The organism is Brevibacillus nitrificans (assembly GCF_003710965.1).
GTDB classification, from domain to species: Bacteria; Bacillota; Bacilli; order Brevibacillales; family Brevibacillaceae; genus Brevibacillus; species Brevibacillus centrosporus.
Genome location: NZ_RHHU01000005.1, coordinates 325,951 through 339,367, shown reverse-complemented (window position 1 = coordinate 339,367; position 13,417 = coordinate 325,951). Strand labels below are relative to the sequence as shown.

Sequence of the window (13,417 nt, the reverse complement as noted above, 5' to 3'; positions counted from 1 at the left end):
ATTGCCAGTTGGATGGCAGCGCCCCTTTTTTCTTTACCTCCTGGAGTGACGATTGTTGCGATGCCGCCTTCTCCAGTTTCTCTGGGGGGCGGGATCATCGTTTGCTTCTTCCGCCTCCTCTTCCTGATTCTCTACCTCTTCTTCGCCCTGCTGTTCATCCACGATGTCACCGATGTCACGAATAGCGGAGAGAGGAAGTCTGCGTACTTCATTCCCGTTGACCAACACAGCTTCTCTTTCGCCTACTTCTGCCAATATGCCGTCGACCTGATCTTCGTTACCACGATTGAATCGGACAGGCGACCACAGCAAGCTCGCGAGTATGGACGAGAAGTTTTTGCCATCGAAATAATGGATCTCCTCGTCGGTGCCATCCGCGTTTGGAGAGTTGTCCGCAGATTCTTCCTCATCGTATGGGGTAAAACCTTGGATTCCGTTCTTCGTGTAGTAAACGATGCCATCGCGACCGTTGTACAGAACCAGGTGGTCTTTTTGGTCTGCCAGCAAGATTCCGGTTCTGGAATCGGCTTCTCCGCGACTTACGGCTACGGAACGACCTACGAGCGATTCCTCTTTTTTCTTTTTTGCCACTTGAATCCCTTCCTCACTGTCTTTCGCTTGAAGTAGTCAAATGAAAGGAACCGACTTTTTCATTTGCTATCGCTACTATATGCGTGGGAGTGAGACAAGGTATAAGCAGATGACGCAGGGATTTGTCCCATTTTGTGAAACAGCCCTGCTCTGCCTTTTTTCGCTGTCGGGCAAAAAATCGGGTAGGAGTACAAGCAATCCGTTTCTGCTCCTCATATACAAGATATTACAAAGGACGGAGGAGGTGGACCCATGACGCCAGGAGAGAAAGATTCCCAGAAGGAATTCGAATTTCAGCATTTGCAACGGATCTATCAACGCCTGGATAAATTCGAGGAACGAATTGACAAGCTTGAAGGAAAAGTAACGGTTGCCACGAAATGGCTGGAACGTATAGAACACCGCTTGGAACGGATGGAGGAAGTGCGCGCAGAGCTCGTGCAGGCATTAACGAAATTGCAAACGGAAATAGCAATGAAATCAGGGATGACAGATAAAGAGAAAGATATCATCATGCAGCTGTTGAACAACGAGAAGACGGACAAAGAAAATCTAGCACAGATCATCGAAGGAGATAAAGGAAGGAAGCAAGAACGCTTCCTGCAAATTTGGGCAGTCCTGGGCCCCGTGATCGCCTCCGTTCTTACCTCTTTTTTTACGCGTTGGTTCATGTGAGGGCGGAGGTCTCGCGTTTAAAATAAATGAAATGTGGAAAACCTGTGTAAACACGTTCCATTTTTCTACCGCAACTCCTGTCTATACTGGAGGATAAGTAAAAGAAAGAGAGGATTTCTACGTGAAGAAGTTTGATGTTTCCATTCTTTCGGCGTCTATCCTGCTGGCAGGACTTGTCGTATTGGGTGTTTATCAGGCAGGGCAAAAGGATCTCGACCCAGCTGTCGTCAAAGCGGGGGATACGGAGATCACGCAATATCAATTGTATGACGAAATGAAAAATCTGTACGGAAAACAGATGGCGAATGAGCTTGTTGCCCAATCTCTGATCAAGCAGGAAGCGAAACAGCAAAATATATCCGTTTCAAAGGAAGATATAGATAAAGAAGTAAATGCGATGAAACAGCAGATCGGATCCGACCAAGCCTTCCAGGAGTATCTGAGCGGTATGGGGATGGATGAGAAGACCTTGCGCAGTAAAATGGAAGTGCTGCTTACTCGCGACAAATTGTTGGACAAGGCGTTTCCTGTAACGGAAGAGCAAATCCAGCAGTATTATGAAGCGAACAAAGCGCAAATGGGCTCTCCTGCTCCAGCATTGGATAAAGTCCACGATCAGATCAAATCGCTGCTGGCTGATAACAATCGCAGTGAAAACTACAGCAAATGGATGGAAACGGTCGAAAAAAACCACAAAGTAGAATGGTATGATCCAAGCTTTATCGAAAATGCAGCAGATGCAAGTGTTCCTGCCACGCCATAAAGCTGGATTGCTTATACGATACGAAAAGACCTGTGTCGCCTAAAAAGCGGCATGGGTCTTTTTGTGCTTCCACTGCGTCTATCCGTTTATAAGCAGACGCAATAGGAAAAACTGGTTGTAATGATTTGGCAGCGAGCGAGAGGATACCTGTATGGAACAAATCAAAATCAATGGCAGTCTCGATGAGAACATCTCGATCGTCCAAAGCATGCTGGGAGATAGTGATGATCTAGTCATTCGCCAATTTCAGTTTGGGAGCGAGCGGAGCTTTCATGCAGCTCTTTTTTATATCGATGGAATGGTAGACACCGCCTCCATTCAAAACTTTCTTTTGGAAACATTGATGATCGATCTGCCTAAAACGATGCTCTCCTGGGAGCTCGACAGATCGAATGGAGTTTTGCGCTTTCTGAAAGAGTCCGTTATGACAGTGGGTGACATCCAGGAGGTATGCGATGTCAACTCTCTGTTTACGTTTCTGTTGTCCGGCTACTGCGTTTTTTTGCTAGATGGTTATGACGAAGGCTTTGCGGTCGGAATGATGGGCTGGGAAGAGCGAAGTGTGACAGAGCCCTCTGGAGAGACGGTGATTCGCGGTCCACGGGAAGGCTTTACTGAGAATTTGCGGACAAATACGTCGTTGATCCGGCGCAGAATCAAGGATCCGCGCCTGTGGATTGAAATTCATCGCATTGGAAATGTCACGCATACCGATGTGGCCATTGCCTATATCAAAGGAATCGCCAATGACAAGGTCGTTGAGGAAGTACGCAGGCGGCTCGACCGCATCTGTATCGATAGCATTTTGGAGACCGGCTATATCGAAGAGTTGATTCAGGACGAAACCTTTACTCCTTTTCCGACTTTGAACAACACGGAGCGTACCGATGTGGCGACCGCAGAACTGGTTGAGGGCAGGATAGTGATTCTAGTCGATGGCACGCCTTTTGTGCTGATAGCGCCAGCTCTGTTTGTCGGTTTTTTTCAGGCTGCGGAGGATTACTACCAGCGAGCAGACATCAGCACGCTGCTTCGAGGGCTGCGGTATATCAGCTTCTTTATTGCGCTGCTGGGTCCATCGCTCTACATCGCGATTACGACCTTTCATCAGGAGATGCTGCCCACGCAGCTATTGATCAGCTTGGCTGCACAGCGTGAAGGTGTTCCCTTTCCTGCGTTTTTTGAAGCGCTGCTGATGGAAGTGACCTTCGAAATTTTGCGGGAGGCAGGCGTGCGGATGCCAAAAGCAATTGGGCAAGCCGTGTCCATCGTAGGAACCCTGGTGATCGGGACGGCAGCGGTCGATGCGGGAATCGTGTCTGCTGCCATGGTCATCGTGGTTTCAATTACGGCGATTGCCAGCTTTGTCATGCCAGCTTTCAATATGTCCATCGCCGTGCGGATGCTGCGTTTTCCGTTGATGGCCCTGGCGGCGTCCTTCGGTATTTTTGGCGTAATCGTCGGCTTACTGCTTTTGGTTTTGCATCTGTGCAGCCTGCGATCCTTTGGGGTCCCTTACATGAGTCCATTGGCACCGCTAAACATTCAAGATCAAAAGGATACGCTGGTGCGATTGCCGCATTGGGCAATACGGACACGTCCCCATCTCATTTCGCAGAACAATATAGTCCGTGCCCAAAACAAACCGACACGCAAGCCAAAGCGCAGGGGTACTCAGTAGCCATTGGACCATATCGACAGCAAAGGGGAGTGCAGATGAAGAAACGGCGACTGATCATCATCATGCTACTAATGGCCATCGTTTTGACTGGCTGCTGGAATCGGCGTGAACTGAACGAGCTTGCGATTGCTGTCGGCTTTGGCGTGGACAAAGATGGAGAGCAATATCGGTTTTCTGTGCAGGTGGTCGATCCTGGTGAAGTGGCGGCGAACAAGGGAGGTACAAGTGGTCGTACGCCCGTCACGATGTATCATATGTCTGCGCCCACGATCTTTGAGGCCCTACGGAAGATGACGACGGTATCGCCTCGGAAAATATACAATTCGCACCTGCGCATTTTGGTCATTGGCGAAGCAGTGGCGAAGGATGGACTCGGAGAGGTTCTTGATTTCGTATCGCGCGATCAGGAAATGCGAACGGATTTTTACATTGTCGTTGCCAAAGAGGGGCATACGGCTGAGGAGGCGTTGAAAATCTTGACGCCGATTGAGAAAATTCCTGCCAATAATTTGTTTCATTCCTTGGCTGCTTCGGCGAAAGCTTGGGCACCGAGTACGACTGTTACGCTGGACCAGCTGATTGCCGATCTGGTTAGCGATGGCAAACAGCCTGTTCTGACTGGTCTTCGAATCAATGGCAATGCGCAGATCGGACAGACCACTACCAACATTGAGAAAATAGACAACGCCGCAACTCTGCAATACACAGGGCTGGCAGTGTTCAAGGAAGACAAATTGATAGGCTGGCTGAACCAGAATGACAGCATCGGGTACAACTTTATTCTGAACAACATCAAAAGCACGGTCGGCAGCCTGGCATGCCCCAATGGCGGGACTATGGTGATCGAGGTGATTCGATCAGATACCAAAGTGAAGGGCTTTGTGGAGAAAGGAAAGCCACGTGTCGAGGTGAAATCGCGTATCGAGGCAAACGTGGGAGAGATGGCATGTCATCTCGATCTGACCAAGACCAGCAGCATCGCAGAGATTGAAAAGATTGCCTCCAAGAGAGTCCAAGACTTGATGAAACAAACCGTGTCCAAAGTGCAAAAACAGTACAAGGTAGACATCTTTGGATTTGGAGAAGCTGTCCACCGGGCTAATGCTGCCGCTTGGAAGGCCTGGAAAAAGGATTGGGACGTTCAATTTGCCAAGCTTCCCGTAGATTACAAGGTTGAAGTGAAAATACGCCGTTTGGGTACGGTCAGCAATTCGTTCTTGCAGGAAATGAACAAGGAATAAAGGGGCCGGGTCTATGTGGGCGATATCAGGTATTGTTTCCGTCGTAGCTTTGATTGCATGGCTGGAAATACCATCGTTGCTCAGAAAAGGTTACAGGCGGGAAGTGCGGGTGTTTTTGATTCTGCTTTTGCTGGCTGCTGTGTTGAGCATAGCCAAGTGCTTGCAGATCGATATGCCAAACCCGATCGATTGGCTGCTTAGGCTGTTCTCTCCTTTGTACAAAATGGTTGAACAGCTGCTATAGACCTAAGTCAACTCGACGGTCGAGCCTTCACAGGAAGGAAACGGATGCGCATGTTGGAAGATGGCAAAATCAGCTCGCGACAATTGACGATTATGACTGTACTCTACATTCTCGGGAGTGCCGTTCTGATCATGCCAGGGCCGTTAGCAACTGTCGCCAAACGGGACGCATGGATAGCAGCGATTCTTGCGATGGTCATTGGCGTGCTGAGTATAACACTGATACATGCGCTGGGACGGCGCTTTCCAGGACTGACGCTGATGGCTTACACGGAGCTGCTGCTGGGAAAATGGCTGGGAAAAGCCGTTATGCTTCTCTTCATCTTGGCGTTTCCTTATTTGATAGCCAGTTTGACCTTAAATAATATCGGGGATTTCCTTACGACGCAGATGATGCCGGAGACGCCGATCGAGGCGATCTATGTCGTTGTCATGATCGTCGTGGTGGCAGGTGCGAGACTCGGCTTGGAGACGATGGCGCGCTCCAGTGAGATCTTTTTTCCGTGGGTGCTGCTGTTGTTTAGCATTCTCGTTTTGTTTGTCGTGCCGAATGCGAAGCTGGAAAACATCCTGCCTGTCTTGGAAGACGGAGTGGGACCAGCCATCCGGGCTTCTCTGCCATTTGCAGGATTTCCCTTTATGGAAGGGGTGACTGTTCTGATGATCTATCCAATGGTCAACCGGCCAGAGAACAACGGAAAATCTCTGATCACCGGAATCGTGGTTGGCGGGCTTGCATTAATCGTCACAACAGCGCTTTGTATCCTGGTGCTAGGCTACGATCAAACAGCGAGACTGACATTTCCCAGCTACGGTCTGGCGAAAAAAATCAGCGTGGGGCAGTTTTTGGAGCGAATCGAAGTAATGCTGGCTATTATTTGGATGACCACGATCGTATTTCGGCTGACCTTTCTCTTTTATGTGTCTGCGATTGGGCTCGCATATGTGTTTGGTCTGCGGGAGTATCGATTTCTCCTGCTGCCACTGGCGATGTGCAATATTGTGTTTGCGCTTGTTCTTATCCCGACTTCTTCCACTTTATATGAGCTGATTCCGGTCTGGGGGACGTACGCACCCTTCTTCGGGATTCTCTTCCCCCTATTTTTGCTGATCATAGCAGGGTTCCGCAAAAAAATCGTGCAGTAGAATGGGCAGAAGTGGGAATACTGTAGAAACCAAATGAGGGAGGCAGATGAGCGTGGACGGTTTATTGATCAAGCTGCTCGTAAGTCCGGTATTGGTAGTATTGGCGGATGCGCTGTTTCCGGAAGTGAATTATTTATCTCTTTATTACTCAATTGGCGTAGGCTTTGTATTGGCACTGGCGGGTTATTGGCTGGAGAGAATCATCCTGCGGCCAGGAACATTATGGCTGACGACAGCGCTTGATATGATTGCAGGCTTTGTGATTACGTATGTCAGCGCGTTTATCTTGCCCGCTGCGATTCAGATCACGCCGATGGGGGCAGGGTTCGTAGCGATCTTTTTTGGAGTTGCGGAGTATTTGCAGCATGGCTGGCTGATTCAGACAGGGAGAGTATCGGAATACGAATAGCCCGAATAATGATGACGCGTACTCTTTTGGAGTGCGCGTTTTTGGTTGGTTTTGACAGCAGAGGTAGCCCGAGCTATTCTACTGGAAGAAGAGAGTAAACCTGATTGATGGGTGAGGGGGAAATCATGAGGGCGATTCTATTGGGAGTGGTTGCGTCGCTTTTTTTCGCGACGACCTTTGTATTGAACAGAGCGATGGAGCTGTCCGGTGGCAGCTGGCTGTACAGCGCGTCCCTGCGCTACTTGTTTATGGTGCCGTTTCTTTTGGTAATTGTCGGCATGCGGCGAGGGCTGCAGCCACTTTGGGAGGAAATGAAAGCAAACCCATGGCAATGGGGGGTGTGGAGCTTTGTCGGATTCGGCTTGTTCTATGCGCCGCTTTGTTTTGCGGCGATTTATAGTCCAGGCTGGCTGATTGCCGGGACATGGCAGGTGACGATCATCGCAGGTTCCTTGCTCGTTCCGCTGTTTGGGCAGAAAATCCCCTACAAGGGGCTGCTCATGTCCTTGCTGATCTTGGCGGGGGTTGCTCTGATGCAATTGCACGAGGCAGCATCCGTCGGAATGAAGGAAGTGCTGCTCGGGATAGGTCCGATCGTGGTGGCTGCCTTTGCCTACCCTTTGGGGAACCGAAAGATGATGGCAATGACAAAAGGGCAGATCGACGCCTACCAGAGGGTGCTGGGAATGACGCTTGCCAGTCTTCCGTTTTGGGTGCTGCTCGCAATTATTGGCTTTGTGACCGAAGGGGCGCCCAGCAGCGGACAAACACTGCAATCCTTGCTCGTAGCTCTTTCCTCCGGGATCGTGGCGACAGTGCTCTTTTTCCAAGCGACGGATCTGGCAAAGGGAAACGCCCAGCAGCTGGCGGTCGTCGAGGCTACGCAAGCAGGAGAGGTCGTCTTTGCCGTCATGCTTGAAATGATGATCCTGAGCGCGCCGCTGCCAGGGCTGTGGTCCAATGTAGGGATGCTGCTGGTCATCTTCGGGATGGTACTACATAGCTACGTGTCGAGCTCTCTCCAGCCGAAGAAAACGAGCTTGTCCTAAAACAGGGAGGGGCTCACCTCATTCGTTTGGAGACGATGGCTTCTATCCATCTCCAAGGTAAGAGATTCTTTGCAGCGATGGTGAGTCCGACACCCTTTCCTACTGGGTAGCGCAGTCTTGGCTTTTGCGTGGTGGCGGCATGTACGATCGTTTTTACGACCTCATCTGGCTCGGGGGCGTTCGCCATGATATGCGAGACGGCAGCACGCAGCTTTTGCATTTGCTCGAGATAGGGAGAGGCCGAGGAATGAGGCTGCTTCGCGCTCGACTGAATCCCCTTTTCCCAGATGGAAGTCCGGTATGATCCAGGCTCGATCAGAACGACGTCCACACCAAAAGGCAGCATCTCCAGGCGCAGGGATTCACTGAACCCTTCCACCGCGTGCTTCGAGGCAGCGTAAGGGGCAAGCCCTGGAAAGCCGAAGCGCCCGCTGATGCTGCTGAGGTTGATGATTCGGCCGCTTTGCTGCTGACGCATATGGGGAAGGACGGCGTGTGTGACATCGATGAGACCGAACACGTTGACGTCAAATTGCTTGCGCCACTCCTGAAGAGAGAGTTCCTCAACGAAGCCGCCGCAGGCATAGCCAGCATTGTTGAGGAGTAAATCGATTCTCCCGTAGCGGCTGACGATGGAAGAAATACAGGCTGCGATTTGCTCTGAATCTGTAACATCCAGAGGCATAACTTCCATATGTTCCGTTGCTATATGTACTTTTGCCATTTTGTCAAGTGCTTCTCGGTTTTCGATGTCTCGAATGGAAGCAATTACTTGGTAGCCAGCCTTGACTAATGCACAGGAAGCGTGCATGCCAAACCCACTAGAGGCACCTGTAACCAGTGCCACAGGCCTATTTTGCATATTTTTTCTCCTTTTTCCTACCAATTCAGGTCTGATTTAACACGAAAGTTCACAAATTTGTTCATAAATTTGTTAACAAAATGATAACAAACTGCCTTTAGATTAAGGAAAATTTATGTATACTTAAATGGTTACCACGCGCGGGTAGAGGTCTGCTATCCCTTACTCTATTTGTTTGTTTCTGGAATGGTTGCTAATACTTTTCGTAAATGGGTATCATATTTGGGGAAAGTAGTTGAGGCCATCCTCACAAGTGAAAGAGTGCGATAAACTTCTAGTTGCAAGCGTGGCTAGAACGTTACCAACACGAAGAAAGAGGGGTTCATGGGTATGAAGGGTTGGCAACAGTTTTGGCGTCAGCTTTCGCTGTTTGGTCTGCTGGCGCTGGCATTAACCGGTTGTGGCAAAGATGAGCTCTCCACGCTCAAGCCTTCCGGTCCGGTTGCAGCGATGCAGTTTGACTTGATGAAGCTGTCCTCCGCTATCATGATCGGCGTTTTTATTGTCGTTATGCTGATCTTTACGTACGTCCTTATTCGATACCGTAAGCGTCCGGGACAGCAAGGAATTCCGAAACAGGTGGAAGGCAATCATGCGCTTGAAATTCTTTGGACAGTAATTCCATTCCTGCTTCTGATTGTAATGGCGATCCCGACCGTTACAACTGGTTTCGAGCTTCACAAGGAGTATTCAAAAGAGGAAGCGCTTCAAGTGAAAGTGACAGCACACCAATTCTGGTGGGAATTTGAGTATCCAGACCTTGGTGTAGCTACTGCGCAGGATTTGGTTCTGCCAGTCGGCAAAAAAGTTCAATTCCATGTAACGTCAGCAGATGTTATGCACGCATTCTGGATTCCGGCATTGGGCGGTAAAATCGATACCAACCCAGGCCAGGAAAACAAAATCTGGCTGCAAGCTGACAAAACAGGCACTTTCTACGGAAAATGCGCGGAGCTCTGTGGAGCGTCCCATGCCTTGATGGACTTCAAGGTAGAAGTAATGGATCAAGCTGCGTTTGACAGCTGGGCAAATGGCATGAAGGGCGTTCAAGCCGCTGAGCCAGTTGCTGCTACTGCTGCAAGTGCTGCTCAAGGTCAAGAAATCTTCAACAAGAGCTGTTTGGGATGCCATGCTGTTGCCGGTAAAGGCGGCAAAATGGGTCCAAACCTGACGAACTTTGCAGATCGTGAACGCGTAGCAGGGATTCTTGCTCACACGCCTGAAAACGTAGCAGAGTGGCTGAAAGATCCTCAAAAGGTCAAGCCAGGCAACAACATGCCTAACTTGAACCTGGATGATGCGCAAACGAAAGCGCTCGTCGATTATCTGCAAACACTTAGCGTGAAGTAAGATTCATACAAGATATTACCCGTCATAGGCAGTGACGCTTAAAAGGAGGTAAACCTGTGTCTGCACATGATTCTCACGCACCAAATCGCTCAGGGCTGTGGGATTGGCTCACGACAGTGGACCATAAGAAAATCGCGATCCTGTATCTGATTGCTGGTGGGATTTTCTTCCTGGCTGGCGGTTTTGAAGCCCTGCTGATTCGCTTGCAGCTGATGTATCCGGAGTCTTCTGTGGTAGGTGCCAAGACGTTTAACGAATTGATCACCATGCACGGTACCACGATGATCTTCCTCGCAGCAATGCCGATCATCTTTGCTCTGATGAATGCAGTTGTTCCTCTTCAAATCGGTGCCCGCGACGTTGCGTTCCCGTTCGTGAACTCTCTTGGCTTCTGGCTCTTCTTCTTCGGGGGAGTGTTGCTGAATACAAGCTGGTTCTTGGGTGGCGCACCTGACGCTGGTTGGACATCTTATACAACTTTGGCTTTGAACCAATATAGTGGCCACGGTGTAGACTTCTACGTATTGGGTCTGCAGATCGCCGGTATCGGTACACTGATTGGTGGTATCAACTTCCTGGTTACCATTATCAACATGCGTGCTCCAGGTATGACGTTCATGCGTATGCCGATGTTTACCTGGTCCGCTTTCGTTACATCCGGTCTGATCCTGTTCGCGTTCCCTGCGATTACAGTGGGTCTGGTTCTGTTGATGTTCGACCGCTTGTTCGGAGGTAACTTCTTCAATCCGGACGCGGGTGGTAACGTTGTCATTTGGGAACATCTCTTCTGGATCTTCGGTCACCCCGAAGTATACATTTTGATTCTTCCTGCATTTGGTGTGATTTCTGAAGTTATTTCTACGTTTGCAAGAAAACGCCTGTTCGGTTACAGTTCCATGGTATTTGCAACGGCGCTGATCGGTTTCCTCGGATTCATGGTGTGGGCTCACCACATGTTCACAACAGGTCTGGGTGCAATCGCGAACACACTGTTCGGTCTGGCAACTATGTTGATTGCCGTACCAACAGGGATTAAAATCTTTAACTGGCTGTTGACGATGTGGGGCGGTCAAATTCGTTTCACATCAGCAAACCTGTGGGCAGTAGGCTTCATTCCAACCTTTACAATCGGTGGTATGACAGGGGTTATGCTCGCTATTCCGCCAGCTGACTACCAATACCATGATAGCTACTTCGTAGTTGCTCACTTCCACTACGTTATCGTAGGGGGTCTCGTATTCGGGCTCTTCTCCGGTCTGCACTACTGGTGGCCAAAAATGTTCGGAAAAATGCTCAATGAAACTTTGGGAAAATGGAACTTCTGGACGTTCTTCATCGGTTTCCATTTGACATTCTTCCCGCAGCACTTCTTGGGTCTGATGGGGATGCCGCGTCGTGTCTTCACTTACCTCAAAGATCAAAACCTCGATATGGGTAACATGATCAGTACCATTGGTGCGTTCGGTATGACGATTGGTACCATCCTGTTCCTTGTGAACATCTTCGTGACGGCAGCAAGCTCCAAGCGCGCACCTGCAGATCCATGGGATGGACGTACACTGGAATGGTCGATTCCTTCGCCTCCGCCAGAGTACAACTTCGCTCAAACTCCACTGGTTCGTGGTCTGGATGCTTTCTGGATCGAAAAAGTGGCGGGCAACAAAGGTATGACACCGGCAGAACCGCTTGGCGATATTCATATGCCATCACCATCGTTCTTGCCGTTTATGATGTCTCTTGGCCTGTTCGTCGCGGGTTACGGTTTCATGTACCACAACTACGTGGTAGTGGTCATCGGCTTGCTGGTGACATTCGCCTGCATGTTCCTGCGCTCGGTTAATGACGATCCTGGTTATCATATTCATGAGGACGAAATCGAGGATAAGGGGGTTAAGGCTTAAATGGCTACACATCACGCAAATGCAGTTTTGCCTGACGAACCGGAAAAAGCCACCCTTGAGGGCAAGAATAAACTTCTTGGCTTCTGGCTCTTCCTTGGTGGGGAGACTGTTCTCTTCGGTTCCTTGTTTGCAACATTCATTGCCCTGCGCGATCAGGCAAATGGCGGTCCGACTTCGCAAGAGCTGTTCGACATGCCACTGGTTGCAGCAGCGACACTGCTTCTGTTGACGAGTTCCATGACAGCTGTAATGGCGACACTGGCTCTGCACAAGAAAAATCTGAAGCAGATTCAAGTTTGGCTGACCATTACCGTTATTCTCGGTCTCGGATTCTTGGGCTTGGAGATTTACGAGTTCATGCATTACGTGCACGAAGGACATAAAATCTCGACGAGTGCATTTGGTTCTTCCTTCTATACACTTGTTGGATTCCACGGAGGCCACGTAGCTTTCGGTATTCTCTGGATCATCCTTCTGCAAGTATCGGCAACGAAAAAAGGTCTGACGGTAGTTACCGCTCCAAAGTTCTACCTGGCCTCCCTGTACTGGCACTTTATTGACGTAGTATGGGTGTTCATCTTTACCGTGGTATATCTCATGGGTATGATCGGTGGAAAGGTGGGATAAACAATGGGAGCACATACAGAAGAAGTACGTAAGCCTAAAGTGAAGCACGATAGTCCAAAACGACATCTCGTTGCCTTCATCGGTTCTCTAGTATTGACGGCACTTGCGTTTATCGCCGTTGCCTTCGAAGTAATTCCGGTAGGGTTTACCGTACCATTCATTGTGGTTCTGGCTTTTGTTCAAGCCCTTTTCCAGCTTTTCGTCTGGATGCACATGGACCAAAAAGGTCATGAGTTTGCACGGATCAGCATCTTTGCAGGACTGTTCGTTATCCTGCTGGCGATCATCGTATTCGTGTTCTGGGTTTGGATTTAAAAGGAAAAAAGAGAGTGGACATTGTGTCTGCTCTCTTTTTTTTTTCTTCTGTCGAGCAACATAACAGTGGTGGGGAGAAGCAGGTTTCCGATCTGCTCCTGGCTGCACCCTGCGAAGGAGTCTAAACTGTCCGCTCCGCAACGATTCACGGGGAAGCGGTAAAGTCGTAGCCGCTTCGTAGCGAACACAGAGGTACCGCTTCTTGCTCCCGTGAATTCATTGCTCCGCTAAGCTGGGTTCCGCAGTCGCTCCGCCTGGAAACCTGCTTCTCCAGCGAGCTTTTGTGGTTTCTAGTAGCTTGTTTCTGGTTTGGATCAAGTGAGAAAAATACTTTTTGACCTCAAGCTCTCACGCTTCGAAGGTCATTCTAAGGAAGTAAGACCCCAAGCTGGCCCAGGAAAAAGGAGAAATAAGCGAAGCTCTTTGGGGCACCAGCCGAAGCGGAATGAAAAAAGAGAAACACGGTCTTAAGCGTCCACCTCTGAGGCACATCCGGAATATGCCACTTTGGACGCGGTTTCACTTTTTTCATGGAGCTGTACGGGATGACCCCATAGCAGGGGA

14 protein-coding genes are annotated in these 13,417 nt (G+C 49.6%); 12 read left to right on the top strand and 2 right to left on the bottom strand.

What is annotated here, in order from left to right; all coding sequences use genetic code 11:
• Positions 1-33 precede the first annotated feature (33 nt).
• Positions 34-591, bottom strand: a complete 558-nt coding sequence (locus tag EDM59_RS11650) for a hypothetical protein (protein WP_122923748.1) — start codon at positions 589-591, stop codon at positions 34-36.
• Positions 592-843: 252 nt separating this feature from the next.
• On the opposite strand from EDM59_RS11650, the gene EDM59_RS11645 reads away from it, so the two are divergent.
• The 8 genes from EDM59_RS11645 to EDM59_RS11610 all read left to right on the top strand — a co-directional run bounded on the left by EDM59_RS11645 (position 844) and on the right by EDM59_RS11610 (position 7,798).
• Positions 844-1,266: a hypothetical protein gene (locus EDM59_RS11645; protein WP_183192890.1), complete on the top strand. Its 423-nt coding sequence runs from the start codon at positions 844-846 to the stop codon at positions 1,264-1,266.
• A gap of 121 nt (positions 1,267-1,387) precedes the next feature.
• Positions 1,388-2,029: a SurA N-terminal domain-containing protein gene (locus EDM59_RS11640; protein WP_122923747.1), complete on the top strand. Its 642-nt coding sequence runs from the start codon at positions 1,388-1,390 to the stop codon at positions 2,027-2,029.
• Between the two features lie 151 nt (positions 2,030-2,180).
• Positions 2,181-3,710 (top strand): spore germination protein, encoded by a 1,530-nt coding sequence (locus EDM59_RS11635; RefSeq protein WP_122923746.1) that lies wholly within the window; start codon positions 2,181-2,183, stop codon positions 3,708-3,710.
• Positions 3,711-3,745: 35 nt separating this feature from the next.
• The gene (locus EDM59_RS11630; RefSeq protein ID WP_122923745.1) at positions 3,746-4,951 is read left to right on the top strand and encodes a Ger(x)C family spore germination protein; all 1,206 of its coding nucleotides are present in this window, start codon (positions 3,746-3,748) and stop codon (positions 4,949-4,951) included.
• A gap of 13 nt (positions 4,952-4,964) precedes the next feature.
• Complete coding sequence (locus EDM59_RS11625; RefSeq protein WP_122923744.1) at positions 4,965-5,195, top strand: hypothetical protein; 231 nt, start codon at positions 4,965-4,967, stop codon at positions 5,193-5,195.
• A 44-nt stretch (positions 5,196-5,239) separates the two neighbouring features.
• Positions 5,240-6,340, top strand: coding sequence for a GerAB/ArcD/ProY family transporter (locus tag EDM59_RS11620; protein ID WP_122923743.1), 1,101 nt, complete (start codon positions 5,240-5,242; stop codon positions 6,338-6,340).
• 52 nt (positions 6,341-6,392) lie between these two features.
• Complete coding sequence (locus EDM59_RS11615) at positions 6,393-6,749, top strand: hypothetical protein (protein WP_122923810.1); 357 nt, start codon at positions 6,393-6,395, stop codon at positions 6,747-6,749.
• A gap of 125 nt (positions 6,750-6,874) precedes the next feature.
• Entirely contained in the window at positions 6,875-7,798 is a 924-nt protein-coding gene (locus tag EDM59_RS11610; protein ID WP_122923809.1) for a DMT family transporter, read from the top strand.
• Between the two features lie 13 nt (positions 7,799-7,811).
• Here the strand turns inward: EDM59_RS11610 and EDM59_RS11605 are convergent, their stop codons facing one another.
• Positions 7,812-8,660 carry an oxidoreductase gene (locus EDM59_RS11605; RefSeq protein WP_122923742.1) on the bottom strand — a complete coding sequence of 283 codons (849 nt, stop codon included), beginning with the start codon at positions 8,658-8,660 and terminating at the stop codon, positions 7,812-7,814.
• A gap of 330 nt (positions 8,661-8,990) precedes the next feature.
• Here EDM59_RS11605 and coxB point away from each other — a divergent pair, with 330 nt between their 5' ends.
• The 4 genes from coxB to EDM59_RS11585 are packed head-to-tail and all read left to right on the top strand — an operon-like array spanning position 8,991 to position 12,853.
• Positions 8,991-10,010 carry a cytochrome c oxidase subunit II gene (gene coxB, locus EDM59_RS11600; RefSeq protein WP_092273919.1) on the top strand — a complete coding sequence of 340 codons (1,020 nt, stop codon included), beginning with the start codon at positions 8,991-8,993 and terminating at the stop codon, positions 10,008-10,010.
• Between the two features lie 56 nt (positions 10,011-10,066).
• Positions 10,067-11,911 (top strand): cytochrome c oxidase subunit I, encoded by a 1,845-nt coding sequence (ctaD, locus tag EDM59_RS11595; protein WP_122923741.1) that lies wholly within the window; start codon positions 10,067-10,069, stop codon positions 11,909-11,911.
• Positions 11,912-12,538 (top strand): cytochrome (ubi)quinol oxidase subunit III, encoded by a 627-nt coding sequence (locus EDM59_RS11590; protein ID WP_122923740.1) that lies wholly within the window; start codon positions 11,912-11,914, stop codon positions 12,536-12,538. It begins immediately after the preceding gene.
• A 3-nt stretch (positions 12,539-12,541) separates the two neighbouring features.
• Positions 12,542-12,853, top strand: a complete 312-nt coding sequence (locus tag EDM59_RS11585) for a cytochrome C oxidase subunit IV family protein (RefSeq protein ID WP_092273715.1) — start codon at positions 12,542-12,544, stop codon at positions 12,851-12,853.
• The last annotated feature ends 564 nt before the right edge of the window (positions 12,854-13,417 follow it).

Bases quoted from the DNA above. Each gene is read 5' to 3' on its own strand.
- EDM59_RS11645 (WP_183192890.1), top strand. From the start codon at position 844: ATGACGCCAGGAGAGAAAGATTCCCAGAAGGAATTCGAATTTCAGCAT.
- EDM59_RS11635 (WP_122923746.1), top strand. From the start codon at position 2,181: ATGGAACAAATCAAAATCAATGGCAGTCTCGATGAGAACATCTCGATC.
- EDM59_RS11630 (WP_122923745.1), top strand. From the start codon at position 3,746: ATGAAGAAACGGCGACTGATCATCATCATGCTACTAATGGCCATCGTT.
- EDM59_RS11625 (WP_122923744.1), top strand. From the start codon at position 4,965: ATGTGGGCGATATCAGGTATTGTTTCCGTCGTAGCTTTGATTGCATGG.
- EDM59_RS11620 (WP_122923743.1), top strand. From the start codon at position 5,240: ATGCGCATGTTGGAAGATGGCAAAATCAGCTCGCGACAATTGACGATT.
- EDM59_RS11610 (WP_122923809.1), top strand. From the start codon at position 6,875: ATGAGGGCGATTCTATTGGGAGTGGTTGCGTCGCTTTTTTTCGCGACG.
- EDM59_RS11605 (WP_122923742.1), bottom strand. From the start codon at position 8,660: ATGCAAAATAGGCCTGTGGCACTGGTTACAGGTGCCTCTAGTGGGTTT.
- coxB (WP_092273919.1), top strand. From the start codon at position 8,991: ATGAAGGGTTGGCAACAGTTTTGGCGTCAGCTTTCGCTGTTTGGTCTG.
- EDM59_RS11590 (WP_122923740.1), top strand. From the start codon at position 11,912: ATGGCTACACATCACGCAAATGCAGTTTTGCCTGACGAACCGGAAAAA.
- EDM59_RS11585 (WP_092273715.1), top strand. From the start codon at position 12,542: ATGGGAGCACATACAGAAGAAGTACGTAAGCCTAAAGTGAAGCACGAT.